Source organism: Streptomyces broussonetiae, assembly GCF_009796285.1.
In the GTDB taxonomy this organism is placed as follows: Bacteria; Actinomycetota; Actinomycetes; order Streptomycetales; family Streptomycetaceae; genus Streptomyces; species Streptomyces broussonetiae.
Genome location: NZ_CP047020.1, coordinates 5,001,195 through 5,023,771, shown reverse-complemented (window position 1 = coordinate 5,023,771; position 22,577 = coordinate 5,001,195). Strand labels below are relative to the sequence as shown.

Genomic DNA, 22,577 nt, shown 5'->3' with positions numbered 1-22,577 from the left:
CGGCCGAAGCGCTGTCAGCGCAGACGTCGGACCTCCTTCGCCGGGAGCTGGTCGTAGGTCTTGAAGGTGTACGTGGCGTCGTAGGTCATCAGGTTTCCCGTGGTCGCCGGCAGGCCGAGCCGGTGGTTGAGAGGGCCGGTGAGCGGGCCGCAGTCCTCGGCGGCCGGGGCGGTGAATGTGTCGTCGTACGCCGAGAAAGCGATCACCGGCGGGTCCTGGGAGATCCGCGTGGAGGGGCCGGACCGCTTCAGTCTGAAGTCGACGGGTGCCCTCGCCCCGACGGTGCAGCCGTGCGGCAGCAGCGGGCTCAGGAGCCGGAAGCGGAGGCTGAACCGGCCGGTGTAGAAATCGGACCGGCCTCCGTACTCCGGCCGTATCGCCAGCCCCAGGGCCGCCGAGCGATCACCCGCGGGGGTGCCGGTCAGCCCGCCCGGCACGGCCGTCGGCGTGCTGTGCATCGCGCCCCACACCTGCCCGTCGCCGCCGTCCGGCATCGGGCCCTCTGCGTGCGTCATGGTGATCGGGGCGAGCGCCACCGTGACCTTGCCCATGGTCAACCGCGGTGCCGCGGCGTGCACTTCGCATCTCCAGCGGGCCGGGTCGACACCGTCGGGAAGGGGCGGGCAGTCGCTGAAGTCGGCCGCGGAAGCGGCGACGGCACGGGGCGCTGCGTACGCGGCAACCGGCGCACACACCGCCGCCGTAGCGGCGAGGACGGCGACGCCCGCGACGGCGGCGACACGGCGGACGGGGGAGGAACCAGGACGGGCGGCAGTCGATTTCTTCATGCCACCAGCGTCCCGCCGGCGACCGCGCTGCCACCATCCGTGACACCCCCCACACTCCCCTGAGCAACCCCTGAGGGAACGTCAGGGCTGATGCACAGAACGCCTGTTGTCGGCGCCTGCCGACAGGAACGAGGTCAGCGGAATCCCGGAAGACGCCGCAGTTCGCCGACCTTCAGCACCCGCGCCAGCAGAAGGAAGACGAGCAAGAGGGCGAGCACGCCCGCCAAGGTCGTCAGGACCGCCCCCGCCGTCCCGTTCAGCACACCGGCACAGCCCCGCGCCGCCGCCCAGCCCGCCACCGCGCCCCCCGCACCGGCGCACAGCAGCTTGGTGTACGTGCCGCGCAGGGTGCCGTCGTCGAGACGGCCGCCGGTGCGGCGGGCCAGCAGCCGGGCGGTGAGGACGAGGCCGACGAGGTAGGAGACGGCGTAGGCGCCGGCCATGCCGGTGACCGCCCACCGCGCGGACAGCAGCAGATGACAGGCAGTGGCGAGCACGATGTTCACCACCTGGGTCCACACGGCCATGAAGAACGGCGTACGCGTGTCCTCGAAGGCGTAGAAACCGCGCAGCAGCAGGTACTGCGCGGAGAACGGGATCAGCCCGAGCCCGAAGGCCTGGAGCATGTGGCCGAGCGGCCGGGCCGAGGCGGCGTCGGCGGCACCGTGCGCGAACAGGAGGGTGGCGATGTCCGGCCCGAGCGCGGTGAACACGAAGGCGGCCGGGACGATCACCACGCCGCTGACCCGCAGCGCCCGGGACAGATCTGCGCGCAGGTCGGCACTCCGCCCCTCGGCCGCCGCCCTGCTCATCCGCGGCAGCAGGGCGGTGACCAGGGACACGGTGACGATGGACTGGGGCAGCATCCAGATGGTCTGCGCGTAGCTGTACGCGGTGTAACCGACCCCCGCGTCCGGCAGCTGAGTGTCGGCGGCGTTGGCGTAGTTGGTGACGACGGTGAGCCCCACCAGGTTGGTCAGCACGAACAGCAGGGTCCACTTGGCCGCGTGGACCCCCGAGCCGAGCCCCGCCCCCCGCCAGTCGAACCGGGGCCGGAAACGGAATCCGGCGGCGCGGGCGAAGGGGACGAGGGCGAGGGCCTGCACGGCGATCCCGAGGGTCGTACCGACTCCGAGCCAGCGGACCTGCGCGTCGGTGACCTCGGCGACCGTACGGGGGACGGTCATCATCCCGAGGTAGATGCCGAACATCGTCACGAGCACGACGTTGTTGAGGACGGGCGTCCACATCATCGCGCCGAACTTCTCACGGGCGTTCAGGACCTGACCGTAGATGGCGAAGAGGCCGTAGAAGAAGATCTGCGGCAGCAGGAACCGGGCGAAGACGACGGTCAACCGGAACGCGTCGTGCTCCTTGGGCGTGTCCCTTATGTACAGGCTCACGATCTCCGGCGCCGCCCATACGGCGAGCACGGTCCCGACGGCCAGCACGCTGACGACGAGGGTCACGAGCCGCTGCTCGTACGCCCGCCCGCCATCCGCATGCGTGGCCCGGGCCCGCACCAGCTGCGGCACCAGCACGGCGTTCAGCGCACCGCCGATCAGCAGGGTGTAGAGGCTGGTGGGCACGGTGTTGGCCGTGTTGTACGTGGTGGCGAGCAGCCCGGTGCCGAGGGCAGCGCCTTGCAGCACCTGCCGGACCAGCCCGGTCGCCCGCGACACGACGGTCCCGCCCGCCATCAGCACGGACGACCGCCCGACCCCCGCTTCCGCTTTGGGTCTCGCGTGCCGCGCGGTGGTTCTCTCCCCCGTCACCATGCCGACAACTTACGGCAGTTGAGATCCCCTTCGCGCAAGGTGATCGGCGAACCCGGCCCGGACGGCCGGTCTCGGGGTGGGTATGGCCCGGCGGCGTTCGTGGAGTCACGCCGGCGACGCAGTGGGCGGTGATGCCGTGCTGTCACATTTCTGTACTGCCTCGGTGCGTTCTTGAACACCATCGGTCAAAAGCCTGGTCACGGTGTCAGTCGTCCTCCGTAGGATGACGGCATCAGTGAGGCAGCGGTGTCGCCAATGTCTGGGGGAGGCATACGGCATGGTTCGGGGTGCAGGACCTGAGCACGACGCAAGAGCCGGCCTACGCGTCTCGTCCAAGGACCTGACAAGGCTCGCGGAGGACCTCGACGACATGCAGGACCATCTCGACAAACAGGTCCGGCGCATGGACGAGCTGGTCGACCGCATCGAGGCCGGCTGGCGCGGGCCGGCGGCCACGACGTACCGGCAGTTCCACCGGGCGGCCGCCGAGGACGCCGTGCGCATCCGTGAGGTGATGAAGCAGCTGGAGGAGGCTGTACGGCTCAGCCGGGACGGCTTCTCCGCAACGGATCTGGGCGTGCTCGAGCGCATGCGTGGCATCCATGTCGACATCGACAGCGAAGTGGCCAGGCTGTCCACCCCGGACGGGGAGGCCGGGGCGACCGACGGACCGTCGCAACCGCGCAGCAGTCTCGACTCGTACTGACACGAGCAGGCACGACGTACCTGCGGGACCGACATACGCAGGAAGTACCAGGGGGATGACATGTCGACCGGATCCGGTCCTGCCGACGACCACATATCGGTGTCCTTCAGCACACTGCAGGAACTCACCGTCGAGCTGGAGGACATCCTCAAGAAGCTCAACGGCAAGCTCGACGACCTCTACGACCGTGTCGAGCCCGTCGTCCTGTCCTGGAAGGGCGAGGCCCGCGAGATCTTCGTCCAGAAGCTCGACGAATGGGACCGCTCCGCCCAGGACCTCCAGGCGGCACAGAAGTGGCTCCATCAGTACGTCACCACCGGCCACGCCAACTACACGGCTGCTCACAAGGCGGTCCTGCGCGGCTGGGGGGCGGCCTGATGGGATCCCGTCCGAGCGACGCCGAGCGCCGGCAGGAACGGGACCAACTCAAAACGACGGCACCCGACTCCGGCGGCGGCTTCGACCTGAAGCCGCCGCACCTCTACTACACCTCGGCCGTGGTGCGCGACGGGCAGTTCGACTACGACAAGGGCGCCACGACGCTGGTGAGCGCCCTCAACAAGTACAGCCAGTCGGCGGGCACGGGATCGGGGCCCGACGCCTTCGCCAAGGCCTATATGCAGATCGCCGAGAAGTTCACCGAGGTCTGGGCGGCCAGTGTGGTGAGCGTTGGCGGCGTCGCTGTCGGCCTGACCCTGACGGCCAACAACTACCAGGCGGCAGACTGGGCTTCGCGAGGCATGTGCGGTCCCCCGCCCCGCCGCACGCCGCCCGTCGTCATCGACAAGGCGCCCGACTACGGGAAGATCAACGACATCAAATGGTCCGGGACCGGCCAGGACGCCGACTCATGGGCGATTTCCGGAGCCCTTGGCGAGATCCCCGACTTCATCGCGGGCGCCATCCGGCCCGCCATCGAATACGGCCTGAATCTGGGCAAGACTCATGAAATAACCCCCGGTGCCCGCGAAGATGACCTCAAAGGCATGGCAAGCGCATGGCAGGAGGCCGGAAAAACGTCACTGAAAGCCGGTGACAATTTCACGTCCGCCATCGAGTACATGACGGACCCCCAGGGCAACAACGAGTGGCAGAGCGCGATGAAGTCCTTCTGCCAGTCGATCTGGGGGACCACCCCTTGGGGACAGACCCGTGACGCACAGGGGAAGACCACTCAGCAGGGCGGCCGCAGTTGGGAGACTTCGGGGACCGTCGCACCGGATCAGCGCCGACCGATCCTGGAGGTTCTGCAGCACACCGCCGACACCCTGCAGAAGACCTGTTCCGACCTGGTCCAGGCCGCACAGACGTGCCGGCAGACCACCAGCGGTCTCGCCAAGAAGGCCGCCCAGGGGATGGTGAAGGAGCTGACCAGCGGGAACCCGCTGGAGATACTCGAACTCGCGGGCCCTCAGATGTTCGCGACGCTGGTCTGGACGTTCCGGAAGCACATGGACCGAGAAGCGGCGGACAAAGCTGTCGAGATCTACCAGCAGAAGTTCCACGAAGCCGCCACCACGCTGCTCGCCCTGGAGTGGGAACTGGACGAAGCGCTCAGAAGCGCGCCCACATTCGTCTCCGAGGAGGCCAGGGCCGAAGGCTTCGGCAGCCGATCCCTCCACGAATTCAAGAACGAACACCAATACACAGTCGACCAGGACGAGAAGAACCACTTCTTTCCGATTGACCTGGCCAGCGACGAAGGACTGTACGGCGGCCATTCCATCGAAAAGCACGTGGGCCTGACCGACGACCAGCTCAGGGCGCGACTCCGAGACGACTCAAGCGCCAGCTCGGCCTCAAGTTTCAAGGACCTGACATCCGCCCAGCGATACACCCAGGCCGCCCTCGACGACGTCGACAACGCCGACCGGATCGAGAAATGGATTGAAAGCGTCAAGAAGAAGCAGAAGAACAATCCCAACTATGACCCGAACAACTCAAAGATCCAGCCCCCTGTCGAGCTTTCTTTCAACGACGTGACCGGCTCAACCGTCAGCGGTGCCGACTACGCACAGAACGGCGACCGAGCCCAGGCGAGCGACACTCACAAAGTCCGGGTTGTACTAAGATACCGCGACGGACTCAATCCTCCGTTCATCGTTGTCACCTCCATGCCGGTGAACTGAGAAATTCCGTGGAGGGAAACACCTTGCCATCGTTCACTTGGTCCGTCTTCGACAGGGGCCCGACGGCCAGAATCCTGGATCTCGCCGTCATGTGCCAGGAATCCGGCGGGAGATACTCGCTGACGGACGAACTGGCGGCCTTCGTACGGCTGGTGCAGTCGTCGAACGAGGCCCAGTGGCTCTGTCCCGTCACCACGGTGACGGCCCTTCTCGATCTCACCGCCGAGTATCTCGAACGGAAACAGGCAGAGTTGCCACAGGAGTTCACGGCCAAGCTCGCTCGTGCCGCGGGCGGCACGGGCGGAGCCGAGTACCTGCGCGCCCTGGCGGGAATCCTTCGAGCCATCGAGCAGGACACTGCGGGTGAGACCGCCCCGTCCGCAGGCGCCGGGTGGGATACGGACATCCGCTTCCGCATGCTCCGAGGGTTCTACGACAATTGGATCGGGTCGGGCGAGTACGAGTCGCTGGAGGAGGCGATCAGTGCCGCGATCGACTCGGAGCACCCCTTCTGTGGGGACTTTCTCGCCCCTGTGGCTTCAGAAGCCGAGTCCGCCCTCGTACGCCTCCTGGACTCGGCCGACTCCGGAGCCGGCCTCTCGCACACGATGTCCTGGGCCACCGCAGCGACGCTCACCACGCTGCTGGACGCCGTCAACGGCCATATGCGGCACGAACACCCCGACCCTCTCGCGACGCCGGACCACGACCATCGATGACCACCACACAGCGCACAGCCACCTACCCCGACCGGGAGACGGCCCAATGGGCCACCCAGCAGGTCGTCACGGCAAACGAGCAGCTCATCCACCGCTGGCTCGCCCAGTCCTCGCGCCCTCGCCTGACCATCGAGGCTTCCTGGCCCTCGCGGCCCGAGCCGGTCGGTCGCGTTCTGTTGCAGGCGATGATGCTGGCCGGCCGGGAGCCGGTGGACGTACACGCCGCCCGGGTGATCCTCAAGCGGGACGCGTCGCGCCCGCACGGCTTCGCCGTCCACGCCACGTTCCCCGTCTATCTGTAGAGACCCGCAGAGGCTGACCACCGTGCCCTTGAGTCCTCTAGAACACGACCGTCGCTACGGCGAACTCGACCAGGTCATGCGCGCCTACCTCGGGCGGTCCGCGGACGACACCCCGGATCAGCCCAGTGAGGCCCTGGTCGCCTACCTCCGGCACGCCTGGCACAACCGACCGTGGGCCCTCGCTGTCGCCGAGCGGCAACTGCGGGACTACGCCGACAACCCTCCCGGACGGCTCCGGCTGCGCCTCGGCGAGTACTACGCCATCCCCGACATCGGCCTGGCCGACAGCGACGTCCAGCAGTGGCTGCACTGTCTCGCGGACCACATCAGGCGCAGCGTCGAGAGCGGGGAGGTACCTCCCGCGGCGTCCCCCGCCACCCACTGGGAATGGCACGCCCGTTTTCCTGAACTCGGCCAGTTCCTCGGCGGCTGGTTCTTCCAGGACATGCCGGACGAGTTCGACGGACACGATGCGGCAGTCGATGACTATCGGGCTTCCACCGATCCCCAACTCGTGGCCCGTCTCGTCGGAGAGATCCATGAGCTGCTCTCCCTCCACCTGGACGAGTCCGACTGCGCACTCGCCGTCGCAGAACTCGGCATGGAAGTCGGCCCACCCGCGCCGTACTCAGCGAGCGGCTGGCTGGCGCGAGCCGCCGAGCAGCTTGCGACACCGCCTGCCGAATACCGTCCCGGCCCGTGAGCTCCACGGCGGTGGATGTGTGCAAGGAACTCGGGCACACCAACTCCCGGCAGACCGGTTCGACGCCTTTGTACCGCTCCCGGGGCGGGGTGGAAGACGTGGCTGCGAGGTCCGTGCTTCACCAGGTCCGAGAGCCGAACCGCGAGGTGGAGGGGGCGGTCGCAATCCGTGGTCGCGACCGCCCTGCCTCATCTCTCGGACTGCCTACCCGGCGCCCTCACGCCCAGGTGATCAGCCTCTTCGGCTGTTCCAGGATCGCCGCCACGTCCGCCAGGACCTTGGAGCCCAGCTCGCCGTCGACCAGGCGGTGGTCGAAGCTCAGCGCCAGGGTCGTCACCTGACGCGGCTTGACCTTGCCGTTGTGGACCCACGGCTGGAGCTTGATCGCGCCGATCGCGAGGATCGCCGACTCGCCGGGGTTGAGGATCGGTGTCCCGGTGTCCACGCCGAAGACGCCGACGTTGGTGATCGTCACCGTGCCGCCCTGCATGGCGGCGGGCGACGTCTTGCCGTCCCGCGCCGTGGTCACCAGCTCGCCGAGCGCCTCGGCCAGCTTCGGGAGCGTCTTGTCGTGCGCGTCCTTGATGTTCGGCACGATCAGCCCGCGCGGGGTGGCCGCGGCGATGCCCAGGTTGACGTAGTGCTTCTGCACGATCTCCTGGTTGGCCTCGTCCCAGGACGCGTTGATGCCCGGGTTGCGCTTGATGGCCACCAGCAGGGCCTTGGCGATCAGCAGCAGCGGGTTGACCCGCAGGCCCTGCATCTCCCTGTCCTGCTTCAGCTCCTCGACGAGCTTCATCGTGCGGGTCACGTCGACCGTCACGAACTCCGTGACGTGCGGCGCCGTGAAGGCGGAGCCGACCATCGCCGCCGCCGTGGCCTTGCGTACGCCCTTGACCGGGATGCGGGTCTCCCGGGCCATGTCGTACGACGCCACCGGCGCGGGCATGACCGCGGGGGCCGTGACGGCCGGGGCCGTCACCGGCTCGGCCGCCTGCGGCGTCGCCGCCGCGTGGACGTCCTCGCGCGTGATGATGCCGTCGGGGCCGGACGGGGTGACCGTGTGCAGGTCGACACCGAGGTCCTTGGCCAGCTTGCGCACCGGCGGTTTGGCCAGCGGGCGGGGCTTCTCCGCGGCCGGGGCGTGGCCGTTCAGCTCCGACTGGACCGCCTGGGCGGCCGCCGGGACCGGGATCTCGGGTCCCTTGCGGGGGCGGCGCTTGGTCGAGGACGTCGCCACGCCGTAGCCGACCAGGACCGGCTGGCGGCCCTGCGGCTTCGGCTCCTCGGCCGGGGCCTCGGCGGGCGCGGCAGGCTCCGCCGGAACCGGCTCCGGCGCGCCGCCCGCGATGTCCACGGCGATGATGGCCGTGCCCACGTCCACCGTGGTGCCCTCGGCGAAGTGCAGTTCGCGGACCACGCCGTCGTAGGGAATGGGCAGTTCGACGGCCGCCTTGGCGGTCTCGACCTCGCACACCACCTGGCCGTCGGTGACCGTGTCGCCCGGCTGGACGTACCACTTGAGGATCTCGGCCTCGGTGAGTCCCTCGCCGACGTCCGGCATCTTGAACTCGCGTACGGACGCTTGCGTCATCGTCGTCACGACCCTCTCCTCAGTACGCCAGCGAGCGGTCGACGGCGTCGAGCACGCGGTCCAGGTTCGGAAGGTACTCCTCCTCCAGGCGCGCCGGCGGGTACGGGGCGTGATAGCCGCCGACCCTGAGGACGGGCGCCTCCAGGTGGTAGAAGCAGCGCTCGGTGATCCGGGCGGCGATCTCCGCGCCGGAGCCGAAGAACACCGGGGCCTCGTGGACCACGACCAGGCGGCGGGTCTTCTCGACCGAGGCCTGGACGGCGTCGAAGTCCAGCGGGGAGACCGAGCGCAGGTCCAGGACCTCCAGGGACTTGCCCTCCTCGGCCGCGGCGTCCGCGACCTCCTGGCACAGCTTCACCATCGGGCCGTAGGCGGCCAGGGTCAGGTCGGTGCCCTCGCGGACGACCTGCGCCTTGTGCAGCGGCGCGGGGATCGCCTCGAGATCCACCTCGGCCTTGTCCCAGTATCGGCGCTTGGGCTCGAAGTAGATCACCGGGTCGTCGCTCTGGATGGCCTGTTGCATCATCCAGTACGCGTCCGACGCGTTGGAGGGGCTGACGATCTTGAGGCCCGCCACGTGCGCGAAGAGCGCCTCGGGGGACTCGGAGTGGTGCTCCACCGCGCCGATGCCGCCGCCGTAGGGGATGCGGACGACGACCGGCATCTTGACCTTGCCCAGCGAGCGCGCGTGCATCTTCGCGAGCTGGGTGACGATCTGGTCGTAGGCCGGGAAGACGAAGCCGTCGAACTGGATCTCCACCACCGGGCGGTAACCGCGCAGCGCCAGGCCGATCGCCGTGCCCACGATGCCGGATTCCGCGAGCGGGGTGTCGATGACACGGCTGTCGCCGAAGTCCTTCTGCAGGCCGTCCGTCACGCGGAACACGCCGCCGAGCTTGCCGACGTCCTCGCCCATGATCAGGACCTTGGGGTCCTCCTCCAGAGCGCGGCGCAGCGACTCGTTGATGGCCTTCGCCATCGCCATCTTCTCGGCCATCTCAGCGACCCCCTTCAGCTGCGTCCGCGAACGACGCCTGGTAGGCGGCGAACTGCGCGCGCTCCTCGTCGACGAGCGCGTGCCCGTCCGCGTACACGTTCTCGAAGATGGCGAAGTGGTCCGGGTCGGGCATGGCACGGACCGCTTCGCGCACTCGTTTGCCCAACGCCTCGGACTCGGTCTCGAGTTCCGCGAAGAATCCCTCGTCCGCGTGGTTTGAGGCCTCGAGATACCGGCGAAGGCGCAGGATCGGGTCCTTCGCCTCCCAGGCGGCACGCTCGTCGTCGGCCCGGTAGCGGGTGGGGTCGTCGGAGGTGGTGTGGGCGCCCATGCGGTAGGTGTACGCCTCGACCAGGGTCGGGCCCTCGCCGCTGCGGGCGCGCTCCAGCGCCCACTTGGTGACCGCGAGACAGGCGAGGACGTCGTTGCCGTCGACGCGGACACCGGGGAAGCCGAAGCCCTGCGCCCGCTGGTAGAGCGGCACGCGGGTCTGCTTCTCGGTGGGCTCGGAGATCGCCCACTGGTTGTTCTGGCAGAAGAACACCACCGGGGCGTTGTAGACCGCGGAGAACGTGAACGACTCGGCCACGTCGCCCTGGCTGGACGCGCCGTCGCCGAAGTAGGCGATCACCGCGCTGTCCGCGCCGTCCTTGGCGATACCCATCGCGTAGCCGGTGGCGTGCAGCGTCTGGGAGCCGATGACGATCGTGTACAGGTGGAAGTTGTTGCTGTTCGGGTCCCAGCCGCCGTTGTTCACGCCGCGGAACATGCCGAGCAGGTTGGTCGGATCGACCCCGCGGCACCAGGCGACGCCGTGCTCACGGTAGGTCGGGAAGACGTAGTCGTCCTCGCGGGTGGCCCGGCCGGAGCCGATCTGGGCGGCTTCCTGGCCCAGCAGGGAGGCCCACAGGCCCAGCTCGCCCTGGCGCTGCAGGGCGGTGGCCTCGGCGTCGAAGCGGCGGGTGAGCACCATGTCGCGGTACAGGCCGCGCAGGTCCTCGGGAGTCAGGCCGGCGACGTAGGCGTCGTACTCGGCGTTCTTGACCCGCTTGCCCTCGGGCGTCAGGAGCTGTACGAGCTGGGGCTCGGTGCTCTTGCGCGCTGCGGTGCGGGTGGTGCGCTTGGTGCCGGTGGCTCCGGACTTCGTCCCGGTGCCGGCCTTGCTGCCGGTGGTGCCGGCCTTGCCTGCGGCGCTGCGTCGCGGCTGGCGCGCGGCACTGCTGTCCACGGTCACGTGTGCTCCTCCGTCGTTCCGGCCCCCGGGGTTGCCGGTAGGCCAGTGCGGCTCACCTGTTTCGACCACCGGGCACGGGGTGGGTGCCACTCGGCCGGGAACAGGCGTGACAGGTGCCCCGGCGAGCGCCCTGCAACCATTACGTTACCCAGAGGTCCACATTTCTGTGAAACCCCACCTGACCTGCGATTTTGCTTGGATTTCCAAGTAAATCGAGAAGGTGTGGAAGCGTGCTGGTCACAGCCTTGCGAAAGGCCGGAGCAAGCGCACGTTATCCCGCACACCCAGGTCACGGGAAGAGTGTGTGTGTGAGACTGATCCCGTGCACGAAGACGGAAAAATCATGGTTTTTCTTCTCGATGACCACGAGGTCGTCCGTCGGGGCGTCCACGAGATGCTGTCCGTGGAGCCCGATATCGAGGTCGTCGGCGAGGCCGGCACGGCGGCCGACGCGCTGGTGCGCATTCCGGCCACCCGGCCCGACGTGGCGGTGCTGGACGTCCGGCTGCCGGACGGCAGCGGGGTCGAGGTGGCCGGGAGATCCGTTCGAAGGACGCCACGGTCCGGTGCCTGATGCTGACGTCGTTCGCGGACGACGAGGCCCTCTTCGACGCGATCATGGCGGGCGCCTCCGGCTATGTGCTGAAGGCGATCCGCGGCAACGAACTGCTTCAGGCGGTGCGGGACGTGGCCGCAGGCAAGTCCCTGCTGGATCCGGTCGCCACCGCGCGCGTGCTGGAGCGGCTGCGCGACGGCGGCAGCGCGCGCACGGACGACAGGCTCGCGCAGCTCACCGAGCAGGAGCGGAGAATCCTCGAACTGATCGGCGAAGGGCTCACCAATCGGCAGATCGGTGAGCGTTTGCATCTCGCCGAGAAGACGATCAAGAATTACGCTTCGAGTCTGCTTTCCAAACTCGGTATGCAGCGTCGTTCCCAGGCTGCCGCTTATGTCGGCCGTATGCAGGCGGAAAGGAGCGGAAGCGACGGAACTCTCTGAATAAAGCCTGCCGCGTGACCGAAAGCGATCATCACCGACTGCCTGTGACAACGCCCAGCTCACAGGGGATTTTTGTGCCCTAGCATCTGCGGCGTGCCGCGCTCTTGTGTACCACCCCTCGTGTCCCATGCGCCCCCTCTTGCTGTCTTGCTCCGCCTGTACGCCGCCGGTACTGCGCTCACCTGTGAACCGGTCGACCAGGGGCTGCTCAACCGCGGCTACCGGCTGTGCACCACGCGCGGCCGCTATTTCCTCAAGCACCATTTCGACCCCGACACCGCCGATCCGGCCGCCATCGAGCGCCGCCACCGGGCCACCCAGCGCCTGGCGGACCTCGGCGTCCCCGTGTCCGTACCGCTCGCGCACCGGGAAGGCCGTACGGTCGCCGTGGTCGGCGGTCACGCCTACGCCCTGCACCCCTGGATCGACGGCAGGCACCGCCACGGCGGCCAGCTCACGCGTGCGGAGAGCGCACGCCTGGGCGCACTCCTGGGCGCCGTGCACGCCTGCCTGGAGCGCGTGATGCCGCCCAAGGGACGCACGCGCCCGGCCACGAGCCCCCATCCCGTGGAGAGCGCCGACCCGGCCGACACCTTCGCCCTCATCGACGACCTGCTCGGCCAGGTCCGGCGCCACCGCCCCGCCGACGCCTTCGACGAACTGGCCCGGCACCGGCTCCTGGAACGGCGTGCGCTGCTGGAGCAGCACGCCGAGCAGCGTCCTCCGCGCGGCGGCTCGGTGGGCTGGGTGCACGGGGACTTCCACCCGTTCAACCTGCTCTACAAGGACGACGCCCCCGCGGCCATCGTCGACTGGGACCGGCTCGGCGTGCAGCCCCGCGCGGAGGAGGCCGTACGCGCCGCCGTGATCTTCTTCGTCCACCCCGCGGGCGCTCTGGACCTGCCGAAAACGCGCGCCTACGCGCGCGCGTACCGGCGCGCGGCCGGCGCCACGCCCTCGGAGCTGGCGGCGGCCGTGCACCGGGTGTGGTGGGAGCGGTTGAACGACTTCTGGATGCTGCGCTGGCACTACGAACGCGGTGACACGCGCGCGGACTGCCAGTTTCCTGCCGCGTCGGCACTCGCGGTGTGGTGGACGCGCGAGTACGACGCGGTGTGCGACGCGTTCACCAACTGACGGCGACGGGCTCGACGGGCGGCGCCGAGGAGCAGGGCTCCCGGGAGCGGCCGAGCCCCCGGGAACCGGCTTTCCGGCTCAGGGGGAGGCCGTCACGGGCGCCGGAGGTGTCCTTCAACCGGTGGGGGCGCCCGTGGCGCCGACCGCGGTGTTCCCGGCAGTCGTACCGGCGTTGGTCGTACCGGCGTTGGTGCCACCGTTGGTCGTACCGGCGTCGGTACCACCGTTGGTCGTACCGGCGTCGGTACCCCCATTGGTCGTACCCGCGTCCGTACCACCATTGGTCGTACCCGCGTCCGTACCACCATTGGTGGTGCTGGTACCCGTGGACTGCGACGGCGAGGTCTGCGGGTCCGTCGGTCCGGTGGACTGCGACTTCGAGGTCTGCGGGTCCGTCGGGGTGTAGCCGGAGCCGCCCGACGTCGTGTTCGAGCCGTTGTCCGTGCCCGGGTCGGTGGGCTGGTCGGAGGTGCTGTCCGAAGGGCTCGGGGAACTCGAGTCGTCCTTCGTGGACTGGGAGTGCGTCGTGGTCGGCTTGGTGTCGCTGCCGCCGGTGCTGCCGCTGTTCCCCGCGCCCTTGAGCGCCAGCGCGACGCCCGCCGCGATCGCGATCACCGCGAGGACGGCGACGATCCACAGCTTGCCGCGCCCGCTGCCCCTGTCGCCGTGGCCCTCGAAGCCGCCGTCGTCACCGTTGCCGTATCGGGACGGCAGGATCGGCTGCGGGATCTGCGCGGTGCCGGCGCCGAACTCGCCCGGGTGCTGCATCGCGGTCGTCCGGGTGAAGCCGCCCGCCGGGGTGTGCCGGCCGTCGTGCGCGTCCACCGGGCCGGTGTTCCAGGTGCCGGTGTGGCCGCCCGCCTCGTAGAGCATCTGCAGGCCGTACTGGACAAGCCCGCGCATCTCCTCGGCCGTCTGGAACCGGTCGTCCGGCTCCTTGGCGAGCGAGCGCATGACCAGGCCGTCCAGCTCCGGCGGGCAGCCCTCGGCCACCTGCGACGGCGGGGTCGGCATGTCCTGGACATGCTGGTAGACCACCGACAGCGGGGTCTCGCCGGTGAACGGGGGTCTCAGGGCGAGGAGTTCGAACAGCAGGCAACCGGTCGCGTACAGGTCGGAGCGGTGGTCGACGGCCTTGCCGAGCGCCTGCTCCGGAGAGAGGTACTGCGGCGTGCCCATGACCATGCCGGTCTGCGTCATCGTCGACTGGGCGCCGTGCAGGGCGCGCGCGATGCCGAAGTCCATCACCTTGACGGCGCCGCTGTTGGTGATGATCACGTTGGCGGGCTTGATGTCGCGGTGCACGATGCCGTGCTGGTGCGAGTAGGCAAGCGCTTCCAGCACACCGGAGACGATGATCAGGGCCTGTTCGGGACCCGGCGCCTCGGCGTTCATCAGCAGGTCACGGATGGTGCGGCCCTCGACCAGCTCCATCACGATGTACGGCACGGACTGGCCGCCGACGAAGTCCTCGCCTGAGTCGTACACGGCGACGATCGCGTGGTGGTTGAGGCCGGCGACCGACTGTGCCTCGCGGGTGAAGCGGGCCTTGGAGACGGGGTCCTCGGCCAGATCCGCGCGCAGCAGCTTGACCGCGACGGTCCGGCCCAGCCGGACGTCCTCGGCCGCGAAGACCTCGGCCATGCCGCCCCGGCCGAGCCGGTGGGTCAGCCGGTAGCGGCCGTCGCCGACGAGCCCTCCGTTGCCCCACATCTCGGGCGCGTCCGACATGCCGCCGCCACTCGCCTCGGGGTCGGACGGGCCCTGGGCGCGCTGCGTCTGTGCCATCAGTCCTCGCCGTCGTTTCTGCCCGCGGTGCGCGCGGTGTTGTCACGGTCTCCGTCGGCCACGCTACAGCCTCCGTGGGGGCCGCCGGTTCGGAACGGGAACCGGGACCAGCCACGAGCGTGACCGGCCATGAAACCTCTAGCACGCGCTGTCGTGCAAATTCTGTGTGCCGGCCGTACGCCCCCTGTAACGCTTGCGCGACGCTTCTTGCGCGTACGGTCACGGAACGGGCACCGAGCTTGACGTGTCAGTGCCCTCGGGCAGACTTGGCCGGGAATGACACATTCGATCAAGGCCCATGCGATGAGTGAAGGCGCCGGGCGGCCGGTGGGGGACGGGGAGAGATGAGCCAGGACGGCGCACACGGCCGGTACGCGGGGCAGGCCCTCGCGGGCGGCCGATATCAGCTGCGGGACCTGCTCGGCGAGGGCGGCATGGCCTCGGTGCACCTGGCGTACGACGCCGTGCTCGACCGCCAGGTCGCGATCAAGACACTCCACAGCGAGCTGGGCCGGGAACAGGCCTTCCGCGAGCGCTTCCGCCGCGAGGCCCAGGCCGTGGCCAAGCTCACGCACACCAACATCGTCTCCGTCTTCGACACCGGCGAGGACGATCTCGCCGGTCTCGCGACGCCGTACATCGTCATGGAGTACATCGAGGGCCGTCCGCTGGGCTCGGTCCTCGACGAGGACGTCCGGCAGTACGGCGCGATGCCCGCCGACAAGGCGCTCAAGGTCACCGCCGATGTGCTGGCGGCGCTGGACATCAGCCACGAGATGGGGCTGGTCCACCGCGACATCAAGCCCGGCAACGTGATGATGACCAAGCGTGGTGTGGTCAAGGTCATGGACTTCGGCATCGCCCGCGCCATGCAGTCCGGGGTCACCTCGATGACCCAGACCGGCATGGTCGTCGGTACCCCGCAGTACCTCTCGCCCGAGCAGGCCCTCGGCCGCGGTGTGGACGCCCGCTCCGATCTGTACTCGGTCGGCATCATGCTGTTCCAGCTGGTCACCGGGCGGCTGCCGTTCGACGCGGACTCGCCGCTGGCGATCGCGTACGCGCATGTGCAGGAGGAGCCGGTGGCGGCCTCCTCGATCAACCGTTCCCTGCCGCCCGTGATGGACGCGCTGATCGCCCGTGCGCTCAAGAAGAACCCCAACGAGCGCTTCCCGACCGCCGAGGCCATGCGGGACGAGTGCCTGCGCGTCGCCGCCTCCCTCCAGACGGCCGCGCCGAGCATCGTGCCGGGCGCCGCGCCGACGCAGAGCGGCTCCGGTGTCGGCTCCGCGGTGTTCCCGCCGGTCGGCCAGGCCACCCCGGCGCCGCCCGGCCCGGTGCAGACGCCGTACCAGCCGGGCCCGTACGGCCCCCGGACACCCGCCCCGGCGGCCTACGGCTACCCACAGCAGGGCGGCTACCAGACACCGCCTCCGGCGGGCTACGCCCCCCAGGCCGCGCAGACTCCGCCGCCGTACACGATCTCGCCGCAGACGGCCACGCAGGCCTCCGGCCCCGGCGCCGGCAGGAACAACAAGCCGGTGATCATCGGCTCGGTCGCGGTGTCGCTGGTCGCGGTCATCGGCCTGGTCGTCGCGCTCGCCATGAACAACGGCAGCAACGACAACAAGGCGCAGGGCGGCGGCTCGAGCGCCTCGACCTCCTCCTCCCACCGGGCGGGCTACCGCGGCCCGGACACCACCCGCCGCATCGACAAGGCCAAGTGCACCCAGCCGCAGGAGTCCTACGACGACGCGAGCAAGGTCAGCCTGCCGGACTTCCGGTACAAGGACATCACCTCGGTGAAGGCGTGCTTCCAGGCCGCGGGCTGGCAGTACAAGATCAAGAAAGAGGACGACAACACCTGGGGCGACGGCACGGTCCTGGACCAGTTCCCCTCCGCGACCACGGATGTCGACAAGAAGGACCCCGGCACGGTCGAACTGACCGTCTCGTCGGGCAATCCTCCGCAGTGACGGTCATGGCGTGAGCGCGTGATGTGACGAGAAGGGCCCGGCGGTCGTCCGCCGGGCCCTTGTCTTGTGTCGGTACGGCTCTGTCGGCTGCCGGTACGGCTCTACAGGTACGGCCCGCCCGCGCGGCCGCCGGTGTGGTGCTCGTCGCCCTCGTGGCCCGTCACGCCGGGCGGCAGCGCGCGACGCATCTGCTCCAACTGCGCCCGCGCGGCCATCTGCTGGGCGAACAGCGTCGTCTGGATCCCGTGGAAGAGGCCTTCCAGCCAGCCCACCAACTGCGCCTGGGCGATCCGCAGTTCCGCATCGGTCGGGGTCGCGTCGTCGGTGAACGGCAGGGAGAGCCGTTCGAGTTCCTCGACCAGCTCCGGGGCCAGGCCGTCCTCCAGCTCCTTCACCGAGCTGGCGTGGATCTCCTTCAGCCGCACCCGGCTCGCCTCGTCCAGCGGAGCCACCCGCACCTCCTCCAGGAGCTGCTTGATCATGCTGCCGATCCGCATGACCTTGGCCGGCTGTTCGACCTGCTCCGTCACCGGGATCTCGCGGGAGTCCTCACCCCCGTTGCCGCCGCCGAGGGCCATTCCGTCCTGGCCCACGACGAGGATCTGGGGATTCTCCGTCGACCGTTCGTTCCTCGGCATCTCCATGCCGCCATTCTCTCGCACCCGTACACCTCATCACCGTGGTGCCCCCTCAAGCGAGTGATCCACCGTTTAGACCCTACGGCGCATTTCAAAATGCCTTGTTTATCAATGAATGTGAGGCTTGTTGTCGTCGGTCATCCAACGATCACGGCATCCGGGCTCCGGGAGGTCACCGACGTGACTCCATGGCTGCGACTCACGCTCCGCTCCGTACGGCTGGTGCTCGTCCTCGCGCTGGCGGCCGTGTCGGCGTACGGCACCGTCGCGGTGTGCGCCGGCCCGCCCGCGCAGGCCGCCGAGCCCGGCCCCGGAGCCTCGGCGGGCCCGCACCACACCGGCTCCGGCCCCGCCCCTGGGGCCGGTCCGCACCACGGGGACCGGCCGAACCATTCGGTCCACTCGGGCAGGCCCTCCGCATCGGGGGGTCCGCACGGCCCCGGCCGAGGCGACCGGGGCGGCCGGGGCTCCCCCACTGCCGATACAGCCGCCGACACCCCGCCCGCCTCCATGCCCTCCGACTCCGCCTCCGCCTCGTACCGTCCCCCGACCGACGAGCCGACCCGCGCGGGCAGCCTGGCCGGCGAGGGACGGCTGCGGCCGGGCCGGACGGACGGGCCCGCCGCCGAGGTGGAGGGCGGCGGCAGCCCCATGCCCACGGGGTCTTTCCGCACCGGCCGGGCCGAGGAGCCGGAGACCGCGGACCTGCCGACCGGGGCGCCGACGGCCTCGGCCTCTCCCGACCGGGCCGGTGTCGACCGGCCTCCGGCCCAGAACGCCGTCCCTCGCAGCGAAACCGGCACCGCGCCGGTCCGGCAGATCCTCCCGCTGGGCGGCGGCCTGGTCCTCATCGGCCTGGGCCTGGGCCTGGCGTTCTTGGGCCTGAGACTGCGCAGGGGCTGAGGACGGAGGTCGCCGCGGCGGTCGTACCGCCCTGGCCGTGGGGTCGCGGTGGTCGTACCGCCCTGGCCGTGGGGTCGCGGTGGTCGTACCGCCGTGGCCGTCGGCCGAAGTGGTCGTACGCCGTGGCCGCCGCAGCCGCTACGACCGCCGTGGCCACTACGACCCGCCGTGGCCGCCGTAGCCGGGAGCAGTCGTGCCGCGCGGGCCGCGTGCCCGTCGGCCGGCGGGCACGCCCGGCCACGACACACGGCCCTGCTCGGGCCCGCGGTGCTACGACGCCACGAGCAGCACCTTGCCGACGTGGCCACTGGCCTCGAGCACCCGGTGTGCCTCGGCCGCCTCGGACATGGGCAGCTCGCGGTCCACGATCGGACGGACATGCCCGGCGGCGAGCAGTGGCCAGACGTGCTCGTGGACGGCGGCCACGATCGACGCCTTCTCGTTCAGCGGACGGGCGCGCAGCGAGGTCGCGCTGATCGCGGCCCGCTTGTTGAGCAGGGCGCTGATGTTCAGCTCGCCCTTCACCCCGCCCTGCATACCGATGATCGCGAGACGACCGTTCACGGCGAGCGCCTGGACGTTGCGGTCCAGATACTTGGCACCCATGTTGTCGAGGATGACGTCGGCGCCCGCACCGCCCGTGGCCTGCTTGATCTCGTCGACGAAGTCCTGCTCGCGGTAGTTGATGAGGATGTCGGCGCCCAGTTCGGCGCAGCGCTCCAGCTTCTCCTTCGTCCCGGCGGTCACCGCGGCCTTGGCGCCGACGGCCTTGGCCAGCTGGATCGCCATGGTGCCGATGCCACTGGAACCGCCGTGCACGAGCAGCGTCTCGCCCGGCCGCAGATGGGAGATCATGAACACGTTGGACCAGACGGTGCACACCACCTCGGGCAGCGCGGCCGCCTGCTTCAGGTCGACGGTCTCGGGCACGGGCAGCAGCTGCCCGGCCGGTACGACGACCTTCTCGGCGTATCCGCCGCCCGCGAGCAGCGCGCACACCGCGTCGCCGACGGCCCAGCCGGAGACTCCGGGGCCGAGCGCGGCGATCCTGCCGGAGCACTCCAGGCCGGGATAGGGGGAGGCGCCGGGCGGCGGGCTGTAGGCGCCCTGCCGCTGCAGGATGTCGGCGCGGTTGACGGCGCTGGCCACCACCTCGACCAGTACTTCTCCCTCGCCGGGCACCGGGTCGGGGACCTCAGCCCACACCAGCACCTCGGGACCACCAGGTTCGGGAATCGTGATCGCATGCATGCCGGTGACGCTACTCCCCGCGTGTGCTCGTCCCTGGTAGCCCCACGCCCCACGGGCCGTGGCCCCGGGGTCAGTTCCGCGGCAGCGGCCGGGTGTCCGGACCGTCCTGGTCGGCGGGAGCGGTGTGGACGATCGTGATCAGCCGGTCGGTCAGCTGGAGGGCGCCGACGGCCGGGTCGTCGTAGCCGAGCACCCGGTGTCCGCGGACGACGCTCACGACGAGGTCGCTGCTCTCGCGCGGCCGCTTGCCGACCTCGTCGCGCACCACCGGCCGTTCGACGAGGTCCAGCCCGCTGCCCTGCTGGATCAGGTCCTCCATCACCATGCCGGCGGCGGGGCTGAGCACGGACAGCCCGAGCAGCCGGCCGGCCGCGCTGGCGCTGGTGATGACGGCGTCGGCGCCGGACTGCCTGAGCAGCGGGGCGTTCTCCTCCTCGCGCACGGCGGCCACGATCTTCGCGCCCGGGTTGAGCTGCCGGGCCGTCAACGTGACGAGGACGGCGGTGTCGTCGCGCTGCGGGGCCACGATGATCTGCCGGGCCCTGTGCAGCTCGGCCCGCCTGAGCACGTCGCTGCGGGTGGCGTCGCCCACGACCCCCGCATAGCCCTCGGCGGTCGCCGCGTCCACCGCCTTGGCGCTGGGGTCGACCACGACGACCTGCTCCGTCTTCAGCCCCGTCGCACAGACCGTCCGGATCGCCGACCGCCCCTTGGTGCCGAAGCCGATGACGACGGTGTGCTCGCGCAAGATGTGCCTCCAGCGTCTTTCCGGCCGCTTCCTGGGGCCGTGGACCATGACCCCGCACAACGACCCCGTACAACGCGCCCGTCGGGGCGACCTACGAGGGCGGCTCGGTCACCGAGAGGGACAGTAGCGGCATTTGGATCAGCGGCGAACTTCACCGAAGTCACGTCGAGAACAGTGGCCGCCGTCCCTTCCGGTTGCATGGTCTTCCCGGTCCCGGCAGGCTGACCGCCAAGAGCGACGCGATCAGGAAAGTGCCCGGCTCATGAGTGACGAACTCCCGCCGCAGTCCCGGCGACACCGTCAACCTCTGCATGCCGTCCATCACCCCCTCGGCATCCACGATGTCGAACTCGTACGCACCGGCGACGAACAGGCACCGTCATGACCTCACGCACCACTGCCGTCGAACACCCCGCCCGTCGGCTCGTCGTGGCACTCCCTCGCCCCTACGACGAAGCCCGCGAGCAGTACGAGACCCTCGTCCCGGAGGTCGATCTCGCCCGCTTCCTCCAGACGGCCTCCTGGCAGGCGACGCTCGAACTGGCCGAGATCAACGCCCCGCACGGCTTCATGCGCTACTACCGCAGTGACATCACCGCCGTCATGGCCGGATCGACGTCCCGGTGGAAGACCACCCAGTACCTGATGGGCAACCACACCATCGCCGAACGCATGTTCCGCCACGATCCCTCGGTCATGCTCCACGCTCCGCTGCGAACGCTGCTCTACTCCGATCCCGACGGCGGCACCGAACTGGCCGTCGACCAGCCCAGCCTGCTGTTCGCCAGCTACGGCAACCCGCGTATCGCCGACGTCGGCCTCGAACTCGACGCCCTCCTCGCCCGGCTCATCTCCCTGCTCGGCGGCGAGACACCACCCCAACTGGCGGCGCGGACGTGAGGTCGTGAGGCCGTGAAGTCGGTGCCTGCCTCCGGCTCGCACGAATGACCATGGTCCGGCTCCGGCAGGAAAAGGCAACAATGTCGGAACGGTCACCAGTGTCACGACTCCGACAGCAGAGGAAACGCACGATGAGTGCCGCACGGCAACCAGGCTCGGACAGGGCTCGCCTTCCCCTCCTGCGGTCCCTGCGGTACTGGTCGAAGAGCGAGGACGGCCAATCGGTCCGGTTGCCGGCCGGTACGGCGGTGCCGCCCCTGCAACAGGTGCTCCGGCGCGTGGCTCTGGCGCTGCTGGTGCTTGTCCTGACGACACTGCTCGTATGGCTGGACCGTGCCGGCTACAGCGACAACGCGGACGGCACGGTGGACCTGATCGACTCGGCGTACTACGCGACCGTCACCCTCTCCACCACCGGATACGGCGACATCACCCCGGTCAGCCACGGCGCCCGGCTCACCAACATCTTCGTCATCACACCCCTGCGCGTGCTGTTCCTGATCATCCTGGTCGGCACCACGCTGGAGGTCCTCACCGAACGCACGCGGAACCAGGTCCGGATCGAACGGTGGCGCGCCCGCATCCGCGATCACGTCGTCGTGGTCGGTTATGGCACGAAGGGCCGTCATGCCGTCGAGACCCTTTTGGGGCAGGGCACGTCGAGGGACCAGATCGTCGTGGTCGATCCGCAGAAGACGGCGGTGGACCTTGCCACCAGTGACGGGCTTGCCGCGGTACACGGCGACGCCACCCGCACAGAGACGCTGAGCAGAGCCGAGCTGCACCAGGCGGCTCACGTCATCGTGGCTCCCCAACGCGACGACACCGCGACCTTGGTCACCCTCACTGCGCGGCAGCTCAACAGGAGAGCCTCCATCGTCGTGGCTGTCCGAGAGGACGAGAACGTTCCGCTGCTGAAGCAGAGTGGCGCCAACGCAGTGATCACCAGCTCCAGCTCGGCCGGCCGGCTGCTCGGCGTGGCGATGTCCAGCGCACACAGTGCTGACGTCCTGGAAGACCTCATGACGTGCGGCAGCGGGTTGGACCTCGTGGAACGTCCGGTCTCCACGGCTGAGGTGGGTAACTCTCCACGCCAAAGCCCTGATCTTGTTGTCGCGGTCATGCGAGGCAGGGAGATGCTGCACCACACCGATCCCCGAGCGGAGACTCTCCGGCCCGGTGACCGGCTGATCACCATCCAACGTGCCGTCACCAGGGCATGAACAACGGCCCGGAATCATGTCCGGGCCGTGAACTTATGGGCGCCTCCTCGCCTCGTGCCTCGGG

19 protein-coding genes and 2 pseudogenes are annotated in these 22,577 nt (G+C 69.6%); 12 read left to right on the top strand and 9 right to left on the bottom strand.

Features of this window, described 5'->3' with window-relative positions; genetic code table 11:
* Positions 1-14: 14 nt before the first annotated feature.
* Positions 15-788, bottom strand: a complete 774-nt coding sequence (locus GQF42_RS23300; protein ID WP_158922885.1) for a hypothetical protein — start codon at positions 786-788, stop codon at positions 15-17.
* Positions 789-922: 134 nt separating this feature from the next.
* Positions 923-2,566 carry a murein biosynthesis integral membrane protein MurJ gene (murJ, locus tag GQF42_RS23295; RefSeq protein WP_267906148.1) on the bottom strand — a complete coding sequence of 548 codons (1,644 nt, stop codon included), beginning with the start codon at positions 2,564-2,566 and terminating at the stop codon, positions 923-925.
* A gap of 277 nt (positions 2,567-2,843) precedes the next feature.
* Here murJ and GQF42_RS23290 point away from each other — a divergent pair, with 277 nt between their 5' ends.
* The 6 genes from GQF42_RS23290 to GQF42_RS23265 are packed head-to-tail and all read left to right on the top strand — an operon-like array spanning position 2,844 to position 7,125.
* Positions 2,844-3,272 carry a WXG100 family type VII secretion target gene (locus tag GQF42_RS23290; protein WP_158922883.1) on the top strand — a complete coding sequence of 143 codons (429 nt, stop codon included), beginning with the start codon at positions 2,844-2,846 and terminating at the stop codon, positions 3,270-3,272.
* Between the two features lie 60 nt (positions 3,273-3,332).
* The gene (locus tag GQF42_RS23285) at positions 3,333-3,650 is read left to right on the top strand and encodes a WXG100 family type VII secretion target (protein ID WP_158922881.1); all 318 of its coding nucleotides are present in this window, start codon (positions 3,333-3,335) and stop codon (positions 3,648-3,650) included.
* Positions 3,650-5,401, top strand: coding sequence for an RNase A-like domain-containing protein (locus GQF42_RS46035; RefSeq protein WP_233273430.1), 1,752 nt, complete (start codon positions 3,650-3,652; stop codon positions 5,399-5,401). Before GQF42_RS23285 ends, GQF42_RS46035 begins: the two co-directional genes overlap by 1 nt.
* Positions 5,402-5,424: 23 nt before the next feature.
* Positions 5,425-6,120, top strand: a complete 696-nt coding sequence (locus tag GQF42_RS23275; RefSeq protein WP_158922879.1) for a hypothetical protein — start codon at positions 5,425-5,427, stop codon at positions 6,118-6,120.
* The gene (locus GQF42_RS23270) at positions 6,117-6,422 is read left to right on the top strand and encodes an RNase A-like domain-containing protein (RefSeq protein ID WP_158922877.1); all 306 of its coding nucleotides are present in this window, start codon (positions 6,117-6,119) and stop codon (positions 6,420-6,422) included. The genes GQF42_RS23275 and GQF42_RS23270 overlap by 4 nt, the downstream gene beginning before the upstream one ends.
* Before the next feature lie 22 nt (positions 6,423-6,444).
* Positions 6,445-7,125: a contact-dependent growth inhibition system immunity protein gene (locus tag GQF42_RS23265; RefSeq protein WP_158922875.1), complete on the top strand. Its 681-nt coding sequence runs from the start codon at positions 6,445-6,447 to the stop codon at positions 7,123-7,125.
* A gap of 217 nt (positions 7,126-7,342) precedes the next feature.
* On the opposite strand, the gene GQF42_RS23260 is transcribed toward GQF42_RS23265, so the two are convergent.
* Genes GQF42_RS23260 through pdhA form a run of 3 tightly spaced genes read right to left on the bottom strand, consistent with a single transcriptional unit; the run spans position 7,343 to position 10,950 of the window.
* On the bottom strand, positions 7,343-8,728 hold the full coding sequence (locus GQF42_RS23260) for a dihydrolipoamide acetyltransferase family protein (RefSeq protein ID WP_158922873.1): 1,386 nt from the start codon (positions 8,726-8,728) through the stop codon (positions 7,343-7,345).
* A 10-nt stretch (positions 8,729-8,738) separates the two neighbouring features.
* A complete protein-coding gene (locus GQF42_RS23255) occupies positions 8,739-9,716 on the bottom strand; it encodes an alpha-ketoacid dehydrogenase subunit beta (protein WP_158922871.1) in 978 nt (325 codons plus the stop codon).
* A 1-nt stretch (position 9,717) separates the two neighbouring features.
* The gene (gene pdhA / locus GQF42_RS23250; protein WP_158922869.1) at positions 9,718-10,950 is read right to left on the bottom strand and encodes a pyruvate dehydrogenase (acetyl-transferring) E1 component subunit alpha; all 1,233 of its coding nucleotides are present in this window, start codon (positions 10,948-10,950) and stop codon (positions 9,718-9,720) included.
* Between the two features lie 322 nt (positions 10,951-11,272).
* Between pdhA and GQF42_RS23245 the strand changes: the two are divergent.
* Together GQF42_RS23245 and GQF42_RS23240 are read left to right on the top strand one after the other, a co-directional pair.
* Positions 11,273-11,949 (top strand): annotated as a pseudogene (locus GQF42_RS23245) (response regulator).
* A gap of 120 nt (positions 11,950-12,069) precedes the next feature.
* A complete protein-coding gene (locus GQF42_RS23240) occupies positions 12,070-13,086 on the top strand; it encodes a phosphotransferase (RefSeq protein WP_158922867.1) in 1,017 nt (338 codons plus the stop codon).
* 114 nt (positions 13,087-13,200) lie between these two features.
* On the opposite strand, the gene GQF42_RS23235 is transcribed toward GQF42_RS23240, so the two are convergent.
* The gene (locus tag GQF42_RS23235; RefSeq protein WP_158922865.1) at positions 13,201-14,874 is read right to left on the bottom strand and encodes a protein kinase domain-containing protein; all 1,674 of its coding nucleotides are present in this window, start codon (positions 14,872-14,874) and stop codon (positions 13,201-13,203) included.
* Positions 14,875-15,218: 344 nt separating this feature from the next.
* Between GQF42_RS23235 and GQF42_RS23230 the strand changes: the two genes are divergently transcribed.
* Positions 15,219-16,850 carry a protein kinase domain-containing protein gene (locus GQF42_RS23230; protein ID WP_158922863.1) on the top strand — a complete coding sequence of 544 codons (1,632 nt, stop codon included), beginning with the start codon at positions 15,219-15,221 and terminating at the stop codon, positions 16,848-16,850.
* Between the two features lie 101 nt (positions 16,851-16,951).
* Here the strand turns inward: GQF42_RS23230 and GQF42_RS23225 are convergent, their stop codons facing one another.
* Entirely contained in the window at positions 16,952-17,494 is a 543-nt protein-coding gene (locus tag GQF42_RS23225) for a bacterial proteasome activator family protein (RefSeq protein ID WP_158922861.1), read from the bottom strand.
* 174 nt (positions 17,495-17,668) lie between these two features.
* Between GQF42_RS23225 and GQF42_RS23220 the strand changes: the two genes are divergently transcribed.
* Positions 17,669-18,391 (top strand): hypothetical protein, encoded by a 723-nt coding sequence (locus tag GQF42_RS23220; protein ID WP_158922859.1) that lies wholly within the window; start codon positions 17,669-17,671, stop codon positions 18,389-18,391.
* A gap of 270 nt (positions 18,392-18,661) precedes the next feature.
* On the opposite strand, the gene GQF42_RS23215 is transcribed toward GQF42_RS23220, so the two are convergent.
* Positions 18,662-19,642, bottom strand: a complete 981-nt coding sequence (locus GQF42_RS23215) for an NAD(P)H-quinone oxidoreductase (protein WP_158922857.1) — start codon at positions 19,640-19,642, stop codon at positions 18,662-18,664.
* A 70-nt stretch (positions 19,643-19,712) separates the two neighbouring features.
* Positions 19,713-20,405 (bottom strand): annotated as a pseudogene (locus tag GQF42_RS23210) (potassium channel family protein); the annotation flags it as partial.
* Positions 20,406-20,771: 366 nt separating this feature from the next.
* On the opposite strand from GQF42_RS23210, the gene GQF42_RS46030 reads away from it, so the two are divergent.
* Both GQF42_RS46030 and GQF42_RS23200 read left to right on the top strand, forming a co-directional pair.
* Positions 20,772-21,290, top strand: coding sequence for a DUF302 domain-containing protein (locus GQF42_RS46030; RefSeq protein WP_158922855.1), 519 nt, complete (start codon positions 20,772-20,774; stop codon positions 21,288-21,290).
* A gap of 131 nt (positions 21,291-21,421) precedes the next feature.
* Complete coding sequence (locus GQF42_RS23200; RefSeq protein ID WP_158922853.1) at positions 21,422-22,513, top strand: potassium channel family protein; 1,092 nt, start codon at positions 21,422-21,424, stop codon at positions 22,511-22,513.
* Positions 22,514-22,577: the final 64 nt, after the last annotated feature.

Bases quoted from the DNA above. Each gene is read 5' to 3' on its own strand.
- GQF42_RS23235 (WP_158922865.1), bottom strand. From the start codon at position 14,874: ATGGCACAGACGCAGCGCGCCCAGGGCCCGTCCGACCCCGAGGCGAGT.
- GQF42_RS23200 (WP_158922853.1), top strand. From the start codon at position 21,422: ATGAGTGCCGCACGGCAACCAGGCTCGGACAGGGCTCGCCTTCCCCTC.
- GQF42_RS23255 (WP_158922871.1), bottom strand. From the start codon at position 9,716: ATGGCCGAGAAGATGGCGATGGCGAAGGCCATCAACGAGTCGCTGCGC.
- GQF42_RS23215 (WP_158922857.1), bottom strand. From the start codon at position 19,642: ATGCATGCGATCACGATTCCCGAACCTGGTGGTCCCGAGGTGCTGGTG.
- GQF42_RS46030 (WP_158922855.1), top strand. From the start codon at position 20,772: ATGACCTCACGCACCACTGCCGTCGAACACCCCGCCCGTCGGCTCGTC.
- GQF42_RS23270 (WP_158922877.1), top strand. From the start codon at position 6,117: ATGACCACCACACAGCGCACAGCCACCTACCCCGACCGGGAGACGGCC.
- GQF42_RS23225 (WP_158922861.1), bottom strand. From the start codon at position 17,494: ATGGAGATGCCGAGGAACGAACGGTCGACGGAGAATCCCCAGATCCTC.
- GQF42_RS23290 (WP_158922883.1), top strand. From the start codon at position 2,844: ATGGTTCGGGGTGCAGGACCTGAGCACGACGCAAGAGCCGGCCTACGC.
- murJ (WP_267906148.1), bottom strand. From the start codon at position 2,566: ATGGTGACGGGGGAGAGAACCACCGCGCGGCACGCGAGACCCAAAGCG.
- GQF42_RS23300 (WP_158922885.1), bottom strand. From the start codon at position 788: ATGAAGAAATCGACTGCCGCCCGTCCTGGTTCCTCCCCCGTCCGCCGT.
- GQF42_RS23285 (WP_158922881.1), top strand. From the start codon at position 3,333: ATGTCGACCGGATCCGGTCCTGCCGACGACCACATATCGGTGTCCTTC.
- GQF42_RS23230 (WP_158922863.1), top strand. From the start codon at position 15,219: ATGAGCCAGGACGGCGCACACGGCCGGTACGCGGGGCAGGCCCTCGCG.
- GQF42_RS46035 (WP_233273430.1), top strand. From the start codon at position 3,650: ATGGGATCCCGTCCGAGCGACGCCGAGCGCCGGCAGGAACGGGACCAA.